At 67.9% G+C, this 20,271-nt stretch carries 17 protein-coding genes; 7 read left to right on the forward strand and 10 right to left on the reverse strand.

Translation table 11 applies throughout. The features are described 5' to 3' along the window. Window positions 1–67: 67 nt before the first annotated feature. The 6 genes from secF to ACYVHH_RS04315 form a co-directional block, all read right to left on the reverse strand. Complete coding sequence (secF, locus tag ACYVHH_RS04290; protein WP_460563843.1) at window positions 68–1,018, reverse strand: protein translocase subunit SecF; 951 nt, start codon at window positions 1,016–1,018, stop codon at window positions 68–70. A gap of 14 nt (window positions 1,019–1,032) precedes the next feature. Continuing rightward, window positions 1,033–2,910 carry a protein translocase subunit SecD gene (secD, locus tag ACYVHH_RS04295; protein ID WP_460563844.1) on the reverse strand — a complete coding sequence of 626 codons (1,878 nt, stop codon included), beginning with the start codon at window positions 2,908–2,910 and terminating at the stop codon, window positions 1,033–1,035. Between the two features lie 85 nt (window positions 2,911–2,995). Next, entirely contained in the window at window positions 2,996–3,316 is a 321-nt protein-coding gene (gene yajC, locus ACYVHH_RS04300) for a preprotein translocase subunit YajC (protein ID WP_460563896.1), read from the reverse strand. 85 nt (window positions 3,317–3,401) lie between these two features. Then, complete coding sequence (locus ACYVHH_RS04305) at window positions 3,402–4,370, reverse strand: DMT family transporter (RefSeq protein WP_460563845.1); 969 nt, start codon at window positions 4,368–4,370, stop codon at window positions 3,402–3,404. An 89-nt stretch (window positions 4,371–4,459) separates the two neighbouring features. After that, entirely contained in the window at window positions 4,460–5,293 is an 834-nt protein-coding gene (locus tag ACYVHH_RS04310) for an AraC family transcriptional regulator (RefSeq protein ID WP_460563846.1), read from the reverse strand. Window positions 5,294–5,298: 5 nt separating this feature from the next. Then, window positions 5,299–8,919, reverse strand: a complete 3,621-nt coding sequence (locus tag ACYVHH_RS04315) for an indolepyruvate ferredoxin oxidoreductase family protein (RefSeq protein WP_460563847.1) — start codon at window positions 8,917–8,919, stop codon at window positions 5,299–5,301. Window positions 8,920–9,146: 227 nt separating this feature from the next. Here ACYVHH_RS04315 and ACYVHH_RS04320 point away from each other — a divergent pair, with 227 nt between their 5' ends. Together ACYVHH_RS04320 and ACYVHH_RS04325 are read left to right on the forward strand one after the other, a co-directional pair. Beyond that, entirely contained in the window at window positions 9,147–9,623 is a 477-nt protein-coding gene (locus ACYVHH_RS04320) for an Lrp/AsnC family transcriptional regulator (RefSeq protein ID WP_460563848.1), read from the forward strand. Between the two features lie 108 nt (window positions 9,624–9,731). Then, the gene (locus ACYVHH_RS04325) at window positions 9,732–12,659 is read left to right on the forward strand and encodes a putative bifunctional diguanylate cyclase/phosphodiesterase (protein ID WP_460563849.1); all 2,928 of its coding nucleotides are present in this window, start codon (window positions 9,732–9,734) and stop codon (window positions 12,657–12,659) included. Window positions 12,660–12,669: 10 nt separating this feature from the next. On the opposite strand, the gene ACYVHH_RS04330 is transcribed toward ACYVHH_RS04325, so the two are convergent. Continuing rightward, window positions 12,670–13,359 carry a dienelactone hydrolase family protein gene (locus ACYVHH_RS04330; protein WP_460563850.1) on the reverse strand — a complete coding sequence of 230 codons (690 nt, stop codon included), beginning with the start codon at window positions 13,357–13,359 and terminating at the stop codon, window positions 12,670–12,672. A gap of 99 nt (window positions 13,360–13,458) precedes the next feature. On the opposite strand from ACYVHH_RS04330, the gene ACYVHH_RS04335 reads away from it, so the two are divergent. Continuing rightward, a complete protein-coding gene (locus ACYVHH_RS04335; RefSeq protein WP_460563851.1) occupies window positions 13,459–14,205 on the forward strand; it encodes an SDR family oxidoreductase in 747 nt (248 codons plus the stop codon). Window positions 14,206–14,234: 29 nt separating this feature from the next. Continuing rightward, a complete protein-coding gene (locus ACYVHH_RS04340) occupies window positions 14,235–14,855 on the forward strand; it encodes a MarC family protein (RefSeq protein ID WP_460563852.1) in 621 nt (206 codons plus the stop codon). Window positions 14,856–14,876: 21 nt separating this feature from the next. On the opposite strand, the gene ACYVHH_RS04345 is transcribed toward ACYVHH_RS04340, so the two are convergent. After that, window positions 14,877–15,335: a universal stress protein gene (locus ACYVHH_RS04345; protein ID WP_460563853.1), complete on the reverse strand. Its 459-nt coding sequence runs from the start codon at window positions 15,333–15,335 to the stop codon at window positions 14,877–14,879. Between the two features lie 145 nt (window positions 15,336–15,480). Between ACYVHH_RS04345 and ACYVHH_RS04350 the strand changes: the two genes are divergently transcribed. Then, window positions 15,481–17,109 carry an MFS transporter gene (locus tag ACYVHH_RS04350; protein ID WP_460563854.1) on the forward strand — a complete coding sequence of 543 codons (1,629 nt, stop codon included), beginning with the start codon at window positions 15,481–15,483 and terminating at the stop codon, window positions 17,107–17,109. Window positions 17,110–17,111: 2 nt separating this feature from the next. Here ACYVHH_RS04350 and ACYVHH_RS04355 read toward each other — a convergent pair whose 3' ends face one another. Next, window positions 17,112–17,441 (reverse strand): hypothetical protein, encoded by a 330-nt coding sequence (locus ACYVHH_RS04355; RefSeq protein ID WP_460563855.1) that lies wholly within the window; start codon window positions 17,439–17,441, stop codon window positions 17,112–17,114. Between the two features lie 45 nt (window positions 17,442–17,486). Here ACYVHH_RS04355 and ACYVHH_RS04360 point away from each other — a divergent pair, with 45 nt between their 5' ends. Together ACYVHH_RS04360 and ACYVHH_RS04365 are read left to right on the forward strand one after the other, a co-directional pair. Continuing rightward, window positions 17,487–17,981 carry a low molecular weight protein-tyrosine-phosphatase gene (locus ACYVHH_RS04360; RefSeq protein WP_460563856.1) on the forward strand — a complete coding sequence of 165 codons (495 nt, stop codon included), beginning with the start codon at window positions 17,487–17,489 and terminating at the stop codon, window positions 17,979–17,981. A gap of 111 nt (window positions 17,982–18,092) precedes the next feature. Next, complete coding sequence (locus ACYVHH_RS04365) at window positions 18,093–18,863, forward strand: fumarylacetoacetate hydrolase family protein (RefSeq protein WP_460563857.1); 771 nt, start codon at window positions 18,093–18,095, stop codon at window positions 18,861–18,863. Between the two features lie 4 nt (window positions 18,864–18,867). Here the strand turns inward: ACYVHH_RS04365 and ACYVHH_RS04370 are convergent, their stop codons facing one another. Further along, window positions 18,868–20,271, reverse strand: a complete 1,404-nt coding sequence (locus tag ACYVHH_RS04370) for an amidase (protein WP_460563858.1) — start codon at window positions 20,269–20,271, stop codon at window positions 18,868–18,870.

Consider the following 20,271-nt stretch of genomic DNA (forward strand, 5'->3'; position numbering starts at 1 on the left):
GGAGCCCTGCAACCAACGGTGCAGCGCCCCCCGGCCGCAGGCAAGGCCGCGGCCGTCATGCCAGCCGTCAGATGGCTGCGCCTGCGTTGGGGTCGTCAGGGTCTTCCGTCTTCTTGGGCGCCTTGACCAGGTCCTCCCGGCGGATGCCCAGCCACATGGCAACCGCTGCTGCCACGAACACCGAGGAATAGATGCCGAACAGGATGCCGATGGTCAGCGCCAGCGCAAAGTAGTGCAGCGTGGGGCCGCCGAACAGCAGCATGGACAGCACCATCACCTCGGTGGACCCGTGGGTGATCACGGTCCGGCTCATGGTGGAGGTGATGGCACGGTCGATCACCTCGACGGTGGTCATCTTGCGCTGCCGCCGGAAGGTTTCACGGATGCGATCGAAGATCACCACCGATTCGTTGACCGAGTACCCCAGCACAGCCAGCACCGCCGCCAGCACCGCCAGCGAGAACTCCCACTGGAAGAAGGCGAAGAAGCCGAGGATGATGATGACGTCGTGCAGGTTGGCGATGATGGCGGCCACCGCGTACTTCCACTCGAAGCGGAAGGCCAGGTAGACCATGATCCCGCCGATCACGAAGGCCAGCGCCTTGAGGCCGTCCTCCATCAGCTCCTTGCCGACCTGCGGGCCGACAAATTCCGTGCGGCGCAGCTCGACCGCCGGGTTCTGCGCCTTGAGCGCCGCCAGCACGGTTTCGCTCTGTTGCCCGGAGGTCTGCCCCTCTGCCAGGGGGAGCCGCATCAGCACGTCGCGGGACGTGCCAAAGTTCTGCACCGGCACCTCGGTGTAGCCCAGGCCGCTGATGACCTTGCGCACCGCCTCCAGATCGGCGGGCTGCTCGTAGGACACCTCCATCACGGTGCCGCCGGTGAACTCCACCGACAGGTTCAGCCCCCGCGTGACCAGGAAGAACACCGCGGCCAGGAAGGTGATGAAGGAAATGGCGTTCAGCAGCAGCGCGTGCCGCATGAACGGGATGTCTTTTTTGATGCGGAAAAACTCCATGTTGCCTCTCCCGTTCAGTCTTTGGCCAGCGTTTTCTGACCTTGCGCCCACACCGTGCCGATGGACACGGATTTCAGCTTTTTCTGGCGGCCGTACCAGAAGTTGACGAGGCCGCGCGAGAAGAAGACCGCCGAGAACATGCTGGTGAGAATACCCAGGCAGTGCACCACGGCGAAACCGCGAACCGGGCCGGAGCCGAACGCCAGCAGTGCCAGACCCGCCAGCAGCGACGTGATGTTGGAGTCGAGGATGGTTCCCCACGCATGGTCGTAACCGGCGTTGATGGCCGTCTGCGGGGCACTGCCGTTGCGCAGCTCTTCGCGCACCCGTTCATTGATCAGCACGTTGGCGTCGATGGCCATGCCCAGCGCCAGCGCCATCGCGGCCATGCCGGGCAGCGTCAACGTGGCCTGCAGCATCGAAAGCACCGCCACCAGCAGCATCAGGTTGAAGCCCAGGGCCAGGCTGGAGAACACGCCGAACATCATGTAGTACACGCACATGAAGACCACCACGGCGATGAAGCCCCAGGTGACGCTGTCAAAGCCCATCTTGATGTTCTCGGCACCCAGGCTCGGGCCGATGGTGCGCTCCTCCACGATTTCCATGGGGGCCGCCAACGAACCGGCGCGCAGCAGCAGCGCGGTGTCGTTGGCCTCGGACGTCGTCATGCGGCCGGAAATCTGCACCCGGCCCCCACCGATCTCGGTGCGGATGACGGGTGCCGTGACCACTTCGCCCTTGCCCTTTTCGAACAGCAGGATGGCCATGCGCTTGCCGACGTTCTCACGCGTGACGTCGCGGAAGATGCGCGCGCCCTTGGCATCGAGCGTCAGGTGCACGGCGGCTTCCTGCGTCTGGTTGTCGAAGCCCGCCTGCGCGTCCGTCAGGTTTTCGCCCGTGAGGACGACCTCGCGCTTGGTGATGACCGGCTGACCGTTGCGGTCCAGGTGCCGCTCCGAACCGAAGGGCACCGGGCCGGCGCCTCGCTCGGCGGCCTGGCCTTCGGCGCTTTCGTCGACCATGCGCACCTCCAGTGTGGCGGTGCGCCCCAGGATGTCCTTGGCCTTGGCGGTGTCCTGAACGCCAGGCAGCTGCACGACGATGCGGTCCAGCCCCTGCTGCTGGATCACCGGTTCGGCGACACCCAGCTCGTTGATGCGGTTGTTGAGGGTGGTGATGTTCTGCTTGAGCGCCTGCTCCTGGATGCGGCGGGCCGCCTCGGGGCGCAACGAAGCGGCAAGCTTGAACTCGCCCGACTGCTCGGAAGGCACCACGATCAGATCGGGGAACTGCTCGGCCAGGAGCTTGTCGGCCGCCTGCTGGGCCGCCGCGTCGCGGAAGCGCAACTCGACGGACTGCCCTTCCCGGCGAATACCGCCATGGCGGATGTTCTTGTCGCGCAGCGCGCCCCGCAGGTCGCTGGCGATGATCTCGGCACGCTTGTCGAGCGCACCCGGCATGTCCACCTGCAGCAGGAAGTGCACACCGCCGCGCAGGTCCAGGCCCAGGTACATGGGCTTGGCATGGAAGGCCTGCAGCCAGGCCGGGGTGCGCGGGAGCAGGTTGAGCGCCACCACATGCGACGGATCGGCACGGTCCGGGTTGAGGGCGTGGTCGATGGCGTCGCGAGCCTGGATCTGGGTGTCGGTGGAGTCGAAGCGGACCTTGACCGACTGGCCGTCGAACTGGACGGCCGCGGGCGTGATGTTCTGCGCAGCAAGCGCCTCTTCCACCCGCGTGACGGTGGCTGCGTCAACACGCACCGTCGCCTTGCCCGACGAAACCTGAACCGCTGGCGCCTCGCCGAAGAAGTTGGGCAGGGTGTAAATAGCGGCAATCAGCAGCGCGACCACGATGGTCACGTACTTCCACAGCGGGTAACGGTTCATGAGCGAAAGGCTCCGCAATAAAAACCAAACGGCCGGGCCACTGGCCCAGCCGATCACATGCCCGGGATGACTCTCGGGTCAGGACTTACTTGATGGTGCCCTTGGGCAACACCTGCACGACGGCCGTGCGTTGCAGCTGGACTTCGACGCCATCGGCAAGTTCCACGCCGATGTAGCTTTCACCGACCTTGGACACCTTGCCCAGCAAACCGCCGGCCGTCACCACTTCGTCACCCTTGGCCAGCGCCTCGACCATCGCCTTGTGCTCTTTCTGGCGTTTCATCTGGGGGCGGATCATGACGAAATACAGCACCACGAACATCAGAACCAGCGGCAGCAGGCTCATCAGGGTGGAGGAGGTGTCGCCGCCAGCGGCGGCTTGGGCGTATGCGTTGGAAATGAACACGGTCTCTCGTTCCTGTCTAGGGGTTGTCATGCGCGCCCGTCCATGCGGGCGCTTGGTAACCGGACATTCTAAACGGCTGAGCGCTTCAGTTCGGATGCCCCTCGGCAACCACGGGAACCGGCTTGATCCGCACCGCCCAAAGAACCCCTGCCACCAGCAGGGCGATGCCGGCCAGCGTCGTCGCCTCGGGCCACTGCCCCCGCCAGATGAAGGCATAGGCCAGTGCGGCCAGGGTTTCGAAGACGATCAGTTGCCCGGCCAGTGCGGTGGGAAGACGCTGACTGGACTCGTTCCAGCACAGCGTGCCCAGCCACGACGCGAGCAGCCCGACCGAGACCATGAGCGCGACGAACAGCTCGGGGCGGGGGCCGAAGGGCATGCTGAACGGGTCGCCGCGCAGTGCCATCACCGCCCACAGCAACACGTAGCCCGCCAAGGCCATCGGCAAGGTGGCCAGGCCCTGGGCGGTGGCCCAGGCGCGTGGGCTGCGGCCAGGGTGGTGGCGCAGCCAGTCGGCGTTGCGCAAGGGGTACCAGGTCCAGCAGACCACGGCACCCACCCCGAGCAGCGCCCCGATGGCGTAGCTGCCCAGGTCAAAGCCCTCCCGCGTGGTCAGCATGGCCATCTCGGCATGGTTGACCAGGCCGATGCCCAGCCCGATGAGGGCGAGGGAAGGCGTCAGGCGCTGCCAGGGCAGGTGCCCGTCGCGGCGGGCGTTGCGCAGGTTGGCAGAAATGGCGATGACCACGGGCAGTGTCCCGATGAGCATGGTGGTGAGCGGCCCGCCGGTGCGCTGGATGGAACTGGCCAGCAGCAGGTAGTACATGAGGTTGCCCACGGCGGCAAGCTTGAAGGCTTCCAGCCAGTCGGCGCGGGTGAGCTGGCGCAGCGCGTGCCGGTCCGGCCAGGCCAGGGGAATGCACAGCAGGCCGAACGCCAGGTAGCGCGCCACCGACTGCAAGGCCGCCGGGTATTCCGGCAGGATCAGGGGCGCCACGAACACCAGACCCCACATCAAGCCCGCCGCCAGGGCGAACGCCACACCCAACCACATGATTTACTCCGCTCTCGCGCAAAAGGCGCAAGTCTAGGGCCTGCGGGCAGCGTCCGTCTTGTACGAGATTGCGGTGTGGTGCTTGCGACTCAGCGCGGACGCAAACCCAGCTGGCTTTGGTAGCGGCCGGGCGTGACGCCGTAGCGAACGCGAAAGGCGCGGGTGAGGTGGGCCTGGTCGGTCAGGCCGGTGGCGGCGGCAACGTCGGCGGGCGGCTCGCCGCGGGCCAGCAGGCGCTTGGCCTGTGCCAGGCGGCAGGCCATCAGCATCTGCTGCGGGGTGACGCCGTGCTGCGCCCGGAAGACCCGCAGGAAGTGAAAGGGGCTGAGCCCGGCCACGGCGGCCAGATTGTCCAGCGTGAGGCGCTGGGCGTGGTGCTCGCGCATGAAGTCCAGCACGCCGGTCAGGCGCACCGCCGCCACCTGACCGCTGGGGCGCCCCTGGCGCATGTCGGGAGCGAAGGCTGCGGCCAACTCTGCCATCAGGCTGTCGAAGGCCAGCGGTTCGTCGGCCAGCCACAGGGCCCGCAACAACCCGGCCACACGCTGGGCACGCCCGCTGTGGTGACGCACGGCGTCGGGGAACCAGTGGCCACTTCCGCCCGCCAGTTCGGCCCAGGTGTCCGGCGCCACGTAGACCATGTGGTAGCGCCAGCCCTCCTGCGTCTCGGCGCGGCCGGTGTGCGGCTCACCCGGGTTCATCGTGACCAGCGCACCCGGCGCAGCCAGGTGCTCGGCACCGCCATAACGGAAGCGCTCCACGCCGGCCTCGATGGCCCCGAGGCCGAAACCGTCGTGCGTGTGAGGCTCGAACGCGTGGCGCACGATGCGGGCGCGGTACAACTCCACGCCCTCGCGGTGCGGCACCGGGGCGAACTCGGCCACGTCGGTGGCGTGTTCGAATTGCTCCGGCACCCCTCGCATGGCGCTCAGGCCGCCTGGCGCGCGCCCTGAGGCGCGTCAGGCTGGCGCCAGCGCGCCAGCAGTGCCTGCCAGCGCTCGCGCGCGGCACGCAGGTTGCGTTCCTTCACGTGGCCAAAGCCCTTGATCTGCTCGGGCACTCGCGCAATGTCCAGCGCCAGAGCGTGGTTGTCTGCACTCAGGCTGAGCAGCAGTTCCTCGATCATGTCCTGGTACTCACCGATCAGGGCGCGCTCGGTACGGCGCTCCTCGGTGCGGCCGAAGACGTCGAACGCCGTGCCGCGCAGGCCCTTGAGCTTGGCCAGCAGGCCGAAGGCCTTCATCATCCAGGGCCCATAGGTCTGCTTGAGCAGCTCGCCACGGTCGTTCTTGCGGGCCAGCAGCGGCGGGGCCAGGTGGAATTTGAGCTGCACGTTACCTTCGAACATGGACGCGACTTTCTGCTGGAACGCACCGTCGGTGTACAGGCGGGCCACTTCGTACTCGTCCTTGTAGGCCATGAGCTGGAACAGGTGGCGCGCCACTGTTTCGGCCAGCGTGGTCTTGCCGGTCTGGCGGGCCTCGGCTTCCTGCACGCGGCGCACGAAGGCTTCGTAACGCTGAGCGTAAGCTGCGTTCTGGTAGGCCGTGAGGAATTCCACCCGGCGCTGCAGCAGGTGGGCCAGCGTTTCGCGCGGCTTGAATTCGATGACCTGCGACGGCGCCAGCAGCGCCTGCACGCGTGCCCAGTCGTGCGCGGCCTGGCGGCCCCACTCGAAGGCAGTCTTGTTCTGCTCCACAGCCACGGCGTTGAGTTCGATGGCACGCATCAGCGACTCGTGCGTCAGCGGCACCCAGCCTTTCTGCCAGGCGTAGCCCAGGATCATCGGGTTGATGAAAAGCGTGTCCCCCATGAGCTTGGTGGCCACGGCGTCGGCGTCAAAGGTGCCCACACCCGGCACGCCCACGGCCTGCGCGATGGCGGCCACACAGGCCTCGGCGGGGTTCTGCCAGCCGCCGTTGCGCACAAAGGCCGCCGTAGGCGTGGCGTGGGTGTTGAGCGCCACGCGGGTGCGCCCCTGCAGCATGCGCAGCGTGGTTTCCTTGCCCGCCGCCACGAGCGGGTCGCAGCCGATGATGAGGTCGGCCCCGGCCATGCTCACGCGGGTGGTGAGGATGTCGTCCTGGCGGTCGGCGATGAGCACATGGCTCCAGGTGGCGCCGCCCTTTTGCGCCAGGCCGGCAGCATCCTGCGTGACTATGCCCTTGCCTTCCATGTGGGCGGCCACGCCCAGCAGCTGGCCGATGGTGATGACGCCTGTGCCGCCCACGCCCGCCACCACGATGCCGTAGGCCGAAGCAGCGCTGGGCAGCGCGGGTTCGGGCAGTTCACCCAGGGCATAGGGAGACGGTGCGCCCGCGCCCTTGGCCTTCTTGCGCAGCTGGCCGCCTTCCACGGTGACGAAGCTGGGGCAGAAGCCCTTGGTACAGGAGTAGTCCTTGTTGCAGGTGCTCTGGTTGATGGTGCGCTTGCGGCCGAACTCGGTCTCCAGCGGCTCCACGCTCAGGCAGTTGCTCTGCACGCCGCAATCGCCACAGCCTTCGCACACCGCCTCGTTGATGACGACGCGCTTGGCCGGGTCCACCAGCGTGCCGCGCTTGCGGCGGCGGCGCTTTTCGGTGGCGCAGGTCTGGTCGTAGATGATGATGGTGGTGCCGGGCAGCTCGCGGAACTCGCGCTGCACGCGGTCCAGCTCGTCGCGGTGCTGCACCTGGATGCCTTCGGGCAGCTTGAGCGTGACGCCGCCCACAGTGGTGTGGTGGGCACCGTGGTACTTCTCGGGCTCGTCGGTGACGATGGTGATGCGGCTCACGCCCTCGGCCTGCAGGCTCTGCGCGATCTGGATGACGCTGTGCCCCTCGGGCCGTTCGCCTACGGGCTGTCCGCCGGTCATGGCCACGGCGTCGTTGTAGAGCAGCTTGTAGGTGATGTTGACCCCCGCTGCAATGCTCTGCCGGATGGCCAGCAGGCCGCTGTGGAAGTAGGTGCCGTCGCCCAGGTTGGCGAACATGTGCTTTTCGTTGCTGAAGGGCTGCTGGCCCACCCAGGGCACGCCCTCCCCGCCCATCTGCGTGAAGCCGTTGGTGGAACGGTCCATCCAGATGGTCATGAAGTGGCAGCCGATGCCCGCCATGGCGCGCGAACCTTCAGGCACGCGGGTGCTGGTGTTGTGCGGGCAGCCGGAACAGAACCAGGGCTGGCGGTCGGCCTGTGGCGCGCTGGCGTTGAGCACCTGCTGCGCGCGCTCCTTGGCGTCCAGGATGGCCAGCTGGGCATCCACCCGGGCGGCCACGTCGCTGCCTTCGGGCAGGATGCCGCGCTTCTTCAGCCGGGCCGCCAGCGCGCGCGCGATGATGGCGGGCGACAGGTCGGCGTTGGCGCGCAGCAGCTGGTTGGCACTGGGGTTGGGCATGGACCATTCGCCGCCGCTGTGGTCGCCACCCACTTCGTCGAACTTGCCCAGCACGTCGGGGCGCACGTCGGAACGCCAGTTGTACAGCTCTTCCTTGAGCTGGTATTCGATGACCTGGCGCTTTTCCTCCACCACCAGGATTTCACGCAGACCGGTGGCGAATTCGCGGGTGGTCTGGGCCTCCAGCGGCCACACCACGGCCACCTTGTGCAGGCGGATGCCGAGCTGGCGGCAGGTGTCGTCGTCCAGCCCCAGGTCGGCCAGGGCCTGGCGCGTGTCGTTGTAGGCCTTGCCGCTGGCAATGACGCCATAGCGGTCGTGCGCCGTCTCGACAACGTTGTGGTTGAGCCGGTTGGCACGCACGTAGGCCAGGGCAGCGTACCACTTGTAGTCCATCAGACGGGCTTCCTGCTCCAGCGCGGTGTCGGGCCAGCGGATGTGCACGCCGCCGGGCGGCATTTCAAAGTCAGGCAGGACGATGTTGACGCGTTCGGGATCGATCTCGGCGGTGGCGCTGGATTCGACGATCTCCTGGATGGTCTTCATGCCTGCCCACACGCCGGCAAAGCGGCTCATGGCCCAGGCGTGCAGGCCCAGGTCCAGGATTTCCTGCACGCTGGCCGGGAAGAACACCGGCAGGCCGCAGGCCTTGAAGATGTGGTCGCTCTGGTGGGCGGCTGTGGAGCTTTTGGCCACGTGGTCGTCGCCCGCCACGGCAATGACGCCGCCCCAGGGCGTGGTGCCCGCCATGTTGGCGTGCTTGAAGACGTCGGAGCAGCGGTCCACGCCCGGCCCCTTGCCGTACCAGATGCCGAAGACGCCGTCAAAACGGTTGCTGCCCTGCGGGGCGAAGCCCAGTTGCTGCGCGCCCCACAACGCGGTGGCGGCCAGTTCCTCGTTCACGCCGGGCTGGAAGACGATGTTCTGCGCGGCCAGATGCTTCTTGGCTTTCCACAGCGCCTGGTCGTAGCCGCCCAGCGGGGAGCCACGGTAACCGCTGATGAAGCCCGCCGTGTTCTTGCCCACCAGGGCGTCGCGCTGGCGCTGCAGCATGGGCAGCTTCACCAGGGCCTGCACCCCGCTCATGAACGCACGGCCATGGTCCAGGGTGTACTTGTCGTCAAGGCTGACGGTTTCCAGCGCCTTGCGAATGTGTTCGGGCAGTGGGGCGTTCATGATGCATGTCTCCTGTCTTGTACTGACTGTTGCGTGAGCGGCTGGGTAAGCCGGTGGAATGGGCCCGCCAAAAAGAACCGGGGGCCCGCGAGCAACCCCGCGGGATCGCCGCCGGATCGTCGAAAACTTTGTGAAGCAAAGTGTATGCCCTGAGTGCTGATATGTCTTTGCTTTTGATGTCTTGAATTTGGCGTTTTTTGAAAGACTATTTCTTACAATGCCAATTTATGGAAACACTCGACAAGTTCGACCTCGCTATCCTGGAACAACTGCAGGCCGACGGCCGCCTGACCAACACGGAACTTGCGCAACGCGTGGGCCTGTCACCCGCGCCGTGCTGGCGGCGGGTGCGCGCGCTGGAAGAAGCTGGGTTCATCACCGGCTACCGTGCCGTGATCGACCGGCGCAAGATTGGCCTAGGCGTACTGGCCTTCGTGCGGCTGGACGCCGAGCGCAACACCGGTGACGCTACGCGGGTGCTGGAGGATGCGATCCGCCAGCTGCCGGAAGTCACCTCCTGCCACTACATCAGCGGTGCGGGAACGTTCGAGCTGCAGGTGGTGGCGCAGGACCTGGACAGCTTTTCACGCTTCGCCTTGCAGCGCTTGATCAACCTGCCCAACGTGAAGGACCTGCACACCAGCTTTTCTCTGGGCGAGGTGAAGGCCGCAGGGGCCCTGCCACTGGCGCACCTGCGCAAATGAATCTGCGCCGGGCCGTCGGCGCAACGCAAGCGGGAACTGATACAGTGCAGCCCATTTGACTTGACCGGAAACGCCCGCACCTTGGCCCAACGACTGCTTCAGATACTTATGACAGCCTTGGCATACACCGCCAGCGGCTGGGTGTCCCTGCAGGCCGCCGTGCCGCCGGATTACATATCGGTCATCTTCATTGCGGCGGGCGTGGCCGTGGGCGCGGTGCTGACGCGGGGCAACCACGTCCTCCCCGGCGTTCTGCTCGGCGCACTGGCCGTGCAGTGGCTGGCGCACCGGCAGGCGGGGCTCACGCCCGGTGGCTGGGTCTTTCTGATGGCGCCCTTGGGCGCCACCCTGCAAGCCTGGGCCACCGCAGCCTGGGCCCGCCGGCAGGTGCACATGCCATCGGCGCTGGACCACCCCATGCAGGTGGTCGTCTTCCTGTTCCTCTGCCTGCCGGTGGGATCTGCGGTGAATGCGAGCCTGTCCGTACCCGCACTGGTGTTTGACGGCTCCATGCCCTGGCGGGAGGCCCCAGGCGCGTGGCTGACGTGGTGGCTGGGTGATACCCTGGGCGCGGTGCTGTTCACCCCGCTGGTGCTGGTGTGCTGCGGCCAGCCTGCCGAAGCCTGGCGCCCGCGCATCAAGACCGTGGCGCTGCCCATGGTGGTGGCCATGGCCCTGATCGGGGCCATGTTCCACCAGCTCAACCAAAGCCACCAGCGGGCGCTGCAGGAGCAGTTCGACAAGGCGGGCCAGGATCTGGCCCTGCGGCTGGAACGCCGCCTGCAGGCCCAGACGGACAGTGTGGTCTCGATCGGCAAGCTGATGGAGCTTGCGCCACGCATGGCGCAGCCCGACTTCGAATCGGCCACGCAGCCCTGGCTGCGGCGCTACGCAGGAACGCAGAATTTCGGCTGGAGCCCCTACATCCCCCACGCACAGCGGCTGGCCTACGAACAGGGCCAGGACGGCTCGGGGATGCCCGGCATCGAGATCAAGGGCCGGGACAGCGCGGGCAGGACCTCCCGCGCCCGGGACGCCGAAGGGTACCTGCCGCTGACCTGGGTGGAGCCGCTGGAAACCAACCGCTCGGTCCTGGGGCTGGACGTGAGCGTCCTGCCCGCCACCAGTGCCACCGTTCTGGCGACGATGCAGAGCAGGCGCCCGGAGGTCACAGAAGGCATCAGGCTGGTACAGGAATCCGGGGAGCAGCGCGGCGTGGTGATGTACCTTGCCGTGTACGAGCAACGCGACGCACAGGATGTGACCAACGTAGGCACACGCACGCTCAAGGGCGTGGTGTCGGCGGTGTTCCGCATGGACGACGTCATCCATGCGGTGCTGGGCAAGCTTGACGAGGACTCCATCAGCCTGTGCCTCATCGACCCCGCGGCGCCCCCCGGCAACCGCAGATTGGCGGGCAAGCAGGGCTGCGAGACAGCAACGGCGCCAACCGCGCAAGAGCAGCGCTGGGCCAAGCTGTGGCCGCTGAAGATGGGAGACCGTGAGTGGGTGCTGCGCCTGCAGGCAGGCCCGGCATTCTGGGGCGCGGCAGGGCAGAACAACGCACTCGCCACGTCCGTCACCGGGCTGGTGGCCGTGGCACTCCTGGGAGCGTTCCTGCTGGTCATCACCGGGCAGGGGCGGCGAACGGCACGCCTGGTGGAGGAGCGGACGCAGGAGCTGGCGCGCAGTAATGCCAGCCTGGTCCAGCTGGCGCACTTCGACCCGCTCACGGGCATGGCCAACCGGACGTTCTGGATGGAGCAGGCAGAGGCCACGTTGGCCGCCGCGCACCAGAACGGCAAGAACGTGGCCGTGGTGTTCCTGGACCTTGACCGCTTCAAACACGTGAACGACAGCCTGGGCCACAGCCAGGGAGACCACCTGCTGCGCACAGTGGCCGCACGCATGCAGGCCTGCCTGCGTTCCCGCGACGTGCTGGCGCGCATCGGCGGTGACGAGTTCGTGGTGCTGCTGCCCTGGGTGAAAGGCCGGGACGGCGCTGCCGTGGTGGCCAAGAAGATCACGCGCGCGCTGTCCATCCCGGTGGAGATGGAACCGCACGAGATCACCGTGACGGCGAGCCTGGGCGTGGCCCTGTACCCCGACGACGGCCACACGGCCGAAGCGCTGCTGAGGCACGCGGACACGGCGATGTATTCCGTCAAGGCGTCGGGCCGCAACAACTGGCGTTTCTTCTCGCCGGAAATGCACGAGCACGTGTCGCAACGGCTCATCGTGGAAGCGGGGCTCAGGCGCGCCCTGGCCCCGGGCGCCAACGAACTGTATCTGGAGTACCAGCCGCAGGTGGATGCCCGGACCGGGCAGGTGCTCAACGTCGAAGCCCTGCTGCGTTGGAATCACCCCGAGCTGGGCGAGATCACCCCGACCCGTTTCATCCCCGTGGCGGAGGAGACCGGCATGATCGATGCGCTCGGCCAGTGGGTGGTGAGCGAGGCATGCCGTCAGATAGAGGCCTGGGAGCGCAGCCCCGACGCCCCATGGCTGTCGCAGATCACGGTGTCGGTCAACGTGTCGGCGATGGAGTTCAACAAACCGAACTTTCTTTTGCACCTGCGCGAGGCGCTGGCCACCATGTCGGCGCCCGCACACCGGCTGGAGCTGGAGATCACCGAGAGCTTGCTGGTGCAGGCGGGCCCTGACCTGATCGAGCGGCTGCAGGCGATCACGGACATGGGCATCAGCCTGGCGCTGGACGACTTTGGCACCGGCTATTCCAGCCTGGGCTACCTGAAGCGCCTGCCCCTGAGCAAGTTGAAGATAGACCGCTCGTTCGTGATGGACGTGCCTGGTGACGCGGAAGACGAGGCCATCATCCGCGCGACCTTGTCCATGGCACACGACCTGGGCCTGCACGTGGTGGCCGAGGGCGTGGAAACCCCGGCGCAACGCGACTTCCTGCAGCGCCACGGCTGCGACGTCTTTCAGGGCTGGCTCTACAGCAAGGCCCTGCCTGCGGACGCACTGGCGGCGTGGCTTCGCGCCCGCCCGCCCGCCAGCCCCGCGCAGGCCTGAAGCGGGCCCTTCAGCCCACGTGTTCGGCGAAGAACGCCAGCGTGCGCTCGCGCGCCAGCTTGGCTGCGGTGGCGTCGTAGGAGCCGCGCTGATCGCAGTTGAACCCGTGGTTGGCGGCGTAGATGTGAACCTCCACCTTCGGCTGGCGGGCCTTGAAGGCCTCGACCGATTCCAGCGGAATCCAGTGGTCCTGGTCGCCGAAGTGCGCCATGACCGGGCACTTGGGCACGCGCGCGGCTTCGGCGTCGGACGTCATGCCGCCGCCATAGTAAGGCGCCGCAGCGGCCAGCCCGTCGAGCAGGCAGGCGCTGCGCCAGGTGAGCAGCCCGCCCCAGCAGTAACCGACGATGCCGACGCGGCCGCCGCCCAGGCGGGCAGCCTCGTGGATGGCGGCCTGGATGTCGGCCATCACGCCGGGCTCCGGCAGGCCTTCGACGGCCATCTTCAGGGCGAAGCCGTCTTTCATGTCGTTGTCGGCATAGCCCAGCTCCACACCGGCCTTGACCCGGTGGAACGTGGAAGGTGCCACAGCCACATAGCCTTCGGCGGCGTAGCCGTCCGCCACCGAGCGGATGTGGCTGTTGACGCCAAAGATTTCCTGCAGCACCACCACCGCGCCGCGCGGCTGGCCTGCGGGCGTAGCCACGTAAGCCGGAATGGCCTGACCGTCAGCGGACTTGAGTTCCACCATGTTGCCCATGCTTGATCTCCTGTTGTGCGTTTGAGTGAGAAAAAACCGCATTCTGCTGTAATGGCGTTGCACTGTGTGACACATGCCAAACAACCCTCCAGGAGACCCATGGAACGCATCCTGCTCGTGACCGGCGGCTCGCGCGGCATTGGCGCCGCCACCGCCTTGCTGGCCGCCCAACGCGGCTACGCCGTGGCCGTGAACTACCAGAACAACGCCGAAGCGGCCGAGGCCGTGGTACGGCAGATCCGCGAAGCCGGCGGCCGCGCCACGGCCGTGCAGGCAGATGTTGCCGATGAGGCACAGGTGCTGCGCATGTTCGCCCAGGTGGACGAGGCGCTGGGCCGCCTGGATGCACTGGTGAACAACGCGGGGGTGGTGGATCGCGCGCAGCGCATCGAGGACATGAGCGTGGCACGCTGGCAGCGCCAGTTCGCCACCAATGTGATCGGCGCCTTCACGTGTGCGCGCGAGGCCGTGCGCCGCATGAGCACGCGCCATGGCGGGCGGGGCGGCGCCATCGTCAACGTGTCCAGCGTGGCCGCCAAGCTGGGCTCCGCCAACCAGTACGTGGACTACGCGGCCAGCAAAGCCGCCATCGACACCTTCACGCTGGGCCTGGCGCACGAGGTGGCGGGCGACGGCATCCGCGTGAACGCGGTGCGCCCGGGCGTGATCGACACCGACATCCACGCCAGCGGCGGCCAGCCCGACCGTGCCTGGCGGCTGGCACCGAACATTCCCATGCAGCGCCCGGGCACCGCGCAGGAAATCGCCAACGCCATCCTCTGGCTGCTGGGCGACGAGGCGTCTTACGCCACTGGCGCCGTGCTGGACGTGGCCGGGGGTCGCTGAGGCGCCGCCAATCGCGCACAATCCGCGCCATGGACCTCAAACCCCTCGTCACACTGCTGGCCATCGTCAACCCGCTGGCCATCGTGCCCTTCTTCATCCACTACACACAGGGCTTTTCCGACAAGCAAAAGCGCCGCACGGTGATGATCGCAGCGTTCAGCGCCTTCTCGGTGATCGCCGCCTCGGCTCTGCTGGGCCTGCAGATTCTGGAGTTCTTCAGCATCTCGCTGGCGAGCTTCCAGGTGGGCGGCGGCATGCTGCTGCTGACGTCGGCACTGGCCATGCTCAACGCCCAGCCTGCCGAAGCCAAGACGACGCAGGACGAGGTGGACGATGCGTCCTCACGCGCCTCCATCGCGGTGGTGCCGCTGACCATTCCGCTGCTCACCGGCCCGGCCACCATGTCCACGGTGGTGATCTACGCGGACCGCGCACAGACCTTCTGGCAGCACGCGGCTCTGGTGGGCTATGGCCTGGTCATCGCGCTGGCCACCGTGGTGTGCTTCACGCTGGCCGAACCGATCGAGCGGGTGCTGGGCAAGACGGGCATCAACGTGATGACACGGCTGATGGGCCTGATCCTGGCCGCCCTGTCGGTGGAGGTGATGGCCAACGGGCTGGTGAAGCTGTTCCCCGCGCTGGCGGGGTGAGCTGTAGCAGGGCTGAGCGACTCAGGCGTCGCTGTCGTCCACCGGCTCCTCGGGTTCGGCAGGTTTGACGACCGTCACTGGCACGGGGGCCTGCTCCAGCATGCCCTGAGACACCGAGCCCAGCCAGGCCCGGACCAGCCCCTTGCCGTGACTGCCCATGATGACGCCGTGACAGGCGTGCGCCTCCAGCACCTCCAGCAGCATGGGCACCGGATCGCCCGTGACCACTTCTTCCACGAAAGGCACGCCAGCGGCGCGCGCAGCGTCTGCGGCTGGGGCCAGCATGTCGCGCCCGGCGGCGTCGGCCACACGCTCCAGCGCCTCGCGGTCGTGCAGCGTCACCATTTCATAGACGGTGGCGGGCTCCTGCACGTTGGCCAGCACCAGCTCGGCACGCAGGCCCAATGCCACCAGCTTCAGGGCGTATTGAACGGCCTGGAGGGACAGATCCGAACCATCCACGGGAATGAGCAGTTTCATAAGGTCCTCCGACAGGTTGACTGGCGCCCGCCGCCTTGCAACGCGGGCCCTGACTGACATCATAGACCCGCCCGGCTGACACCCCTGCTGCAGACAGGTCACCCTGGCCGCAGCACTGTCTCGAATCCAGCGGCACAATCGGTGCATGTCCCAGAACCCGGCGACCGACGAACCGCCCCCCTCCGCCCCCAGGCCGCCCCTGGGACTGGCCGCGCTGGCCCCCTTCCAGCACGTGGTGTTCCGCACGCTGTGGCTCACCTGGCTGATGGCCAACGTGAGCATGTGGATGAACGACGTGGCGGCGGCGTGGCTCATGACATCGCTGACCAGCTCGCCGGTATGGGTGGCGCTGGTGCAGACGGCGGCCACCTTGCCGGTGTTCCTGCTGGGGTTGCCCAGCGGGGCACTGGCCGACACGCTGGACCGGCGCCGCTACTTCCTGGGCACACAGCTGTGGATTGCCATGGTGGCGTTGACGCTGTGCGCCGTGATCCTGCTGGGCGGCATGTCGCCCCCGGTACTGCTGGCGCTGGTGTTTGCCAATGGCGTTGGGCTGGCCATGCGCTGGCCGGTGTTCGCCGCCATCGTGCCGGAACTGGTGCCACGCCAGCAGCTGCCGCAGGCCCTGGCGCTCAATGGTGTGTCGATGAACGCGTCGCGCATCATCGGCCCGCTGCTGGCGGGGGCCATCATCGCGGGGCTGGGCAGCGCCTACGTGTTCGTGCTCAACGCGCTGCTGGCCCTGGCGTCGGCAGTGATCATCTGGCGCTGGCGGCGCGAGCAGCCGCCCAACCCGCTGGGGCGCGAACCGTTCTGGAGCGCCATGCGGGTGGGCTGGCAGTTCGTGCACCAGTCGTCACGGCTGCGGGTGGTGTACCTGCACATCTCACTGTTCTTCTTCCACTCCACGGCGCTGATGGCGCTGCTGCCGCTGCTGGCCCTGGGCATGGCTGGCGGCAACGCGGGCACCTTCACCGTGCTGCTGGCCACCATGGGCAGCGGGGCCATCGTGTCGGCGCTGTTCCTGCCGCGCCTGCGCCAGAACCTGCCGCGCGACACGGTCGTGATGGGCGGGGTGACGGTGCAGTCGCTGGCCATGGCGGGCATGGCTTTCGCCCCCAGCGTGGGCTGGGCCCTGCCGGCCATGTTCATGGCGGGCATGGCCTGGATCGCCACGGCGAATTCGCTGAGTGTGTCGGCACAGCTGACCCTGCCGGACTGGGTGCGCGCGCGCGGCATGTCGATGTACCAGATGGCGATCATGGGAGGCAGTGCCCTGGGCGCGGCCTTCTGGGGCAAGGTGGCGGGCTGGACGGACGTGCACACCAGCGTGGGCTTGGCAGCGCTTTCGGGCTTGACGGCAACCTGGCTGGCACAGCGCTTTGTACGCGAGCGCGGGCCGCTGGAAGACCTGACCCCCGTGCGCTGGAAAACGCCGAGCGCCGAAACCCCGCCGCCCAGCGGGCACGTGATGATCAGCATCGAGTACCGCATAGACCCGGCACGGGCCGACGACTTCCGCCGCCTGATGCAGGAAAGCCGCCGCAGCCGGCTGCGCCAGGGGGCCCTGCACTGGGAACTGCTGCACGACCTGAGCGACCCGGGGCGCTTCGTGGAACAGGTGGTGGACGAATCGTGGACCGAACACCTGCGCCGCTTCAACCGCATCAGCACCGCCGACGTGGCGCTGCGCGAGCGCCGTCTGGCCTTTCACATCGGCACGGAGCCGCCTGCCATCACGCGTTACGTGATGGAGAGCACAGTGAAGAGCTGAGGCTACATCGGCTCGCAGCGCCCCTGCCCGCTGGCCAGCCCGCGAAAGTCGCTCTGCCAGGTGCGCGAGCCCACGTCGATCTGCACGCGCTCGTTGTCTTGCGAAGTCAATATCCACTGCCCGTACACCGAGAAGGTGTACACCGGCACACCGTCGATGGCCACCCGGGTGAGGCGCCGGTTGTCGTGGGTCAGCGTCAGCTCGCGCACCCAGACCTCGCGCGCCGGCTGGTAGACCACCTCGCAACGCCAGTGCACTTCGGTGGCGGCCTGCGCCCCGGCCGCACCCAGTGTCAGCCACAGCCCCGCCGTCCAGCGCCTGAAACTCTTCATCGGCAGCTCCTCAACCCATCACCCCGAACACCGCACAATCACGGCATGGCGAACACACCGCAAGACTTCCACGTCATTTTCTTCTGCATGGGCAACATCTGCCGCAGCCCCACCGCGCATGGGGTGTTCCGCGACCTCGTGCACCAGGCGGGGCTGGCCGCCCATGTGCGTATCGGCTCCGCAGGCACGCACAACTACCACCCGGGCGAGCCACCCGATCCGCGCAGCCAGCGCCACGCCCGTTCGCGTGGCTACGAGCTGGGTGATCTGCGCGCACGCCAGCTGACCCGCGCCGACTTCGAACAGGCCCACCTGCTGCTGGCCATGGACCACGACAACCTGGCGCTGGCGCGGTCCATGTGCCCGCCCGAACACCACCACAAGCTGCGCCGCTTCACCGAGTTCTGCCTGCAGCACGATGCCACCATAGTGCCCGACCCCTACTACGGCGGTGCCGATGGCTTCGAGCAGGTGCTCGACCTGGTGGAAGACGCCTGCGAGGGCCTGTTGCAGCACATCCGGCTGCAGATCGGCCGCTGAGACACGCTTCCCGATTGGCCCAGCGAAAGTCACAACTGAAATGACCGCGTGCGGGCTTGTCCCCGCGCGGCCTGCGCCGCAGAATGGCCTTTTTCACCTGCTGCAAGACCCATGACATCCACCACCCGCCACCCCGCTGCCGAAGCCCTCGTTCAGGCCCGCCGGACGCACCAGCCCGTTGACGCACAAACGGTTCAGGCCTTTCTGCAGACCCCTGAAGCGGCCTATGCCGCGCAGGCTGCCGTGGGCGCACAGCTCGGCTGGTTCGGCGATGCGCCCCCGCTCTTCTGGAAGTCTGGCGGCCCGGGCCGCGACGCCGTGCTCACCCACGCCCCCCTGCCTCCCGAAGGCGTGTGGGACAGCCCTGCCGTGGCGGGCGACTGGCCCTTTCACATCCGCGGCATCGAAGCCGAGATCGCCCTGCGCTTGGGCAGCCCTGTTGACCTGGCGCTGGCCTCGACGCTCACACCCGAAACCGCCCATGCGCTGGTGGAGGCGATGACCGTGTCCATCGAAATCGTGGACACGCGCTGGCAACAGGGGCTGGACGCCCCCGCACTTTGCAAGCTGGCCGACCTGCAGTCGCATGGCGCGCTGGTGCTGGGCGAATGGGTGCCCTACCAGCCGCGCGACTGGGCCGCGCAGACCTGCGAGGTGCAGATGGGCCAGCAGCCTGTGCGAACCTTCACGGGCACGCATTCCCTCAACGACCCTGCCTACCTGCTGCCCGCCTGGCTTCGTCATGCCACGCGCGATGGCGCCGTGCTGCCCGCGGGCACGGTGGTGACCACCGGCACCTGGTGCGGCATCCTGCACGCCCAGGCAGGTGACGCGGTGACCGCCCGCTTCGACGGCGTCGGCGAAGCGAGCGTGCTGCTCTGACCGCTCAGAGTTCGGGCCAGCGGTGGGCCCACGGGGCCGCGGCCTCGTAGGCCTCGCCCAGGTCCAGCAGCATGTCGTCGCTGCCGTAGGGCCCCACCATCTGCATGCCAATCGGCAGGCCGTCTGCAGCGGGGGCCGTGGGCACGGCCAGCGCGGGCAGCCCGGCCGCGTTGACCCAGCCGGTGTAGATGGCGTGGCCGCGCGGCCCCACGTCCTGCCCGTCGATTCTGGGGGGGTAAGCCTCGCGTGCAGGCCAGGGCAGCGCCGCCGCCGAGGGCATGACCACCACGTCGGTCTGCTCGAACAGGGCTGCACTGTCACGGCGCAGTTGCGTCACCCGCTCCCACACCTGCCACAGCACGGTGGCGGGCAGCTTGCGGCCCTGGGCGGCCATGTCGCGGTACTTGGGCGAAGCCAGAGCCTCCCATTCGGGGTGCTGGTCAAACATGCTGGCCAGGCCGATCTGCCCGATCTGCGGCCAGGCGCCCGCAAAGAAGCTCAAGTCCAGCGGCAGCGCGCCACGGCGCACATGGTGGCCGAGCTGCGCGAGCCGGTCCACCGCCTGCCCTACGCTGGCCGCGATCTGCGGGTCCAGCGGTGCGTCGCCCAAACGTTCCACGTAGAGCACGCGCAAGGGGCGGCGCTCGCGCGGCTGCGCGCAGGCATGTGCTGCCGCCAGCGACAGGCGGTCCACCGCCGCAGGCCCGCGCATCACGCTGAACAGCAGCCGCGCGTCGGCCACCGTGCGCGCCAGGGGGCCGATGATCTCGAAATCCAGCAACAGACTGGGCAGCACGTGCTGGCGGGGCACCGCGCTCAGCGAAGGCTTGAGGCCCACCACCCCGGCGTGCGAGGCGGGCCGGCGGATGGAGCCGCCACCGTCCTGCGCAATGGCCAGCGGCCCAACGCCACTGGCCACCGCAGCCACCGCGCCGCCGCTGGAGCCGCCCGGCGTGAGAGCTGCGTTCCAGGGGTTGCCCGTGGGACCGAACAGGGGGTTGTCGGTATAGCCCTCCAGCGCAAACTCGGGCACGTTGGTCTTGCCCAGCATGGGTGCACCTGCCGCCCGCGCGCGGGCCACTGCCAGTTCGTCCTGCCCGGTGCAGTGGTCTTTCAGCGCACGGGTGCCCCAGGTGGTGGGCTGGTCAACCGTGTACAGGCTGTCCTTCACGGTCAGGGGCACGCCGTCCAGCACCGACAGCGGTTGCCCCTGCTCGAAGCGCCGGGCACTGGCCCGGGCCTCGGCCAGGAAGGCCTCGTCACGGCGCGCCACCACGGCGTTCAGGCGCGGGTTCACCGCCTCCAGCCGGGCCAGGCAGGCCTGGGCCACATCCACCGGGCTCAAGCTGCGCTCACGGTAGCGCCTGGCCAGTTCCACCGCGGGCAATTGCCACAAGGTCTCGGTCAT

The organism is Hydrogenophaga aquatica, assembly GCF_054780915.1.

Excerpts from the sequence above, each read along its gene's own strand:
- secF (WP_460563843.1), bottom strand. The coding sequence starts at position 1,018 with ATGGAGTTTTTCCGCATCAAAAAAGACATCCCGTTCATGCGGCACGCG.
- secD (WP_460563844.1), bottom strand. The coding sequence starts at position 2,910 with ATGAACCGTTACCCGCTGTGGAAGTACGTGACCATCGTGGTCGCGCTG.
- ACYVHH_RS04305 (WP_460563845.1), bottom strand. The coding sequence starts at position 4,370 with ATGTGGTTGGGTGTGGCGTTCGCCCTGGCGGCGGGCTTGATGTGGGGT.
- ACYVHH_RS04310 (WP_460563846.1), bottom strand. The coding sequence starts at position 5,293 with ATGCGAGGGGTGCCGGAGCAATTCGAACACGCCACCGACGTGGCCGAG.
- ACYVHH_RS04315 (WP_460563847.1), bottom strand. The coding sequence starts at position 8,919 with ATGAACGCCCCACTGCCCGAACACATTCGCAAGGCGCTGGAAACCGTC.
- ACYVHH_RS04320 (WP_460563848.1), top strand. The coding sequence starts at position 9,147 with ATGGAAACACTCGACAAGTTCGACCTCGCTATCCTGGAACAACTGCAG.
- ACYVHH_RS04325 (WP_460563849.1), top strand. The coding sequence starts at position 9,732 with ATGACAGCCTTGGCATACACCGCCAGCGGCTGGGTGTCCCTGCAGGCC.
- ACYVHH_RS04330 (WP_460563850.1), bottom strand. The coding sequence starts at position 13,359 with ATGGGCAACATGGTGGAACTCAAGTCCGCTGACGGTCAGGCCATTCCG.
- ACYVHH_RS04335 (WP_460563851.1), top strand. The coding sequence starts at position 13,459 with ATGGAACGCATCCTGCTCGTGACCGGCGGCTCGCGCGGCATTGGCGCC.
- ACYVHH_RS04340 (WP_460563852.1), top strand. The coding sequence starts at position 14,235 with ATGGACCTCAAACCCCTCGTCACACTGCTGGCCATCGTCAACCCGCTG.
- ACYVHH_RS04345 (WP_460563853.1), bottom strand. The coding sequence starts at position 15,335 with ATGAAACTGCTCATTCCCGTGGATGGTTCGGATCTGTCCCTCCAGGCC.
- ACYVHH_RS04350 (WP_460563854.1), top strand. The coding sequence starts at position 15,481 with ATGTCCCAGAACCCGGCGACCGACGAACCGCCCCCCTCCGCCCCCAGG.
- ACYVHH_RS04355 (WP_460563855.1), bottom strand. The coding sequence starts at position 17,441 with ATGAAGAGTTTCAGGCGCTGGACGGCGGGGCTGTGGCTGACACTGGGT.
- ACYVHH_RS04360 (WP_460563856.1), top strand. The coding sequence starts at position 17,487 with ATGGCGAACACACCGCAAGACTTCCACGTCATTTTCTTCTGCATGGGC.
- ACYVHH_RS04365 (WP_460563857.1), top strand. The coding sequence starts at position 18,093 with ATGACATCCACCACCCGCCACCCCGCTGCCGAAGCCCTCGTTCAGGCC.
- ACYVHH_RS04370 (WP_460563858.1), bottom strand. The coding sequence starts at position 20,271 with ATGACCGAGACCTTGTGGCAATTGCCCGCGGTGGAACTGGCCAGGCGC.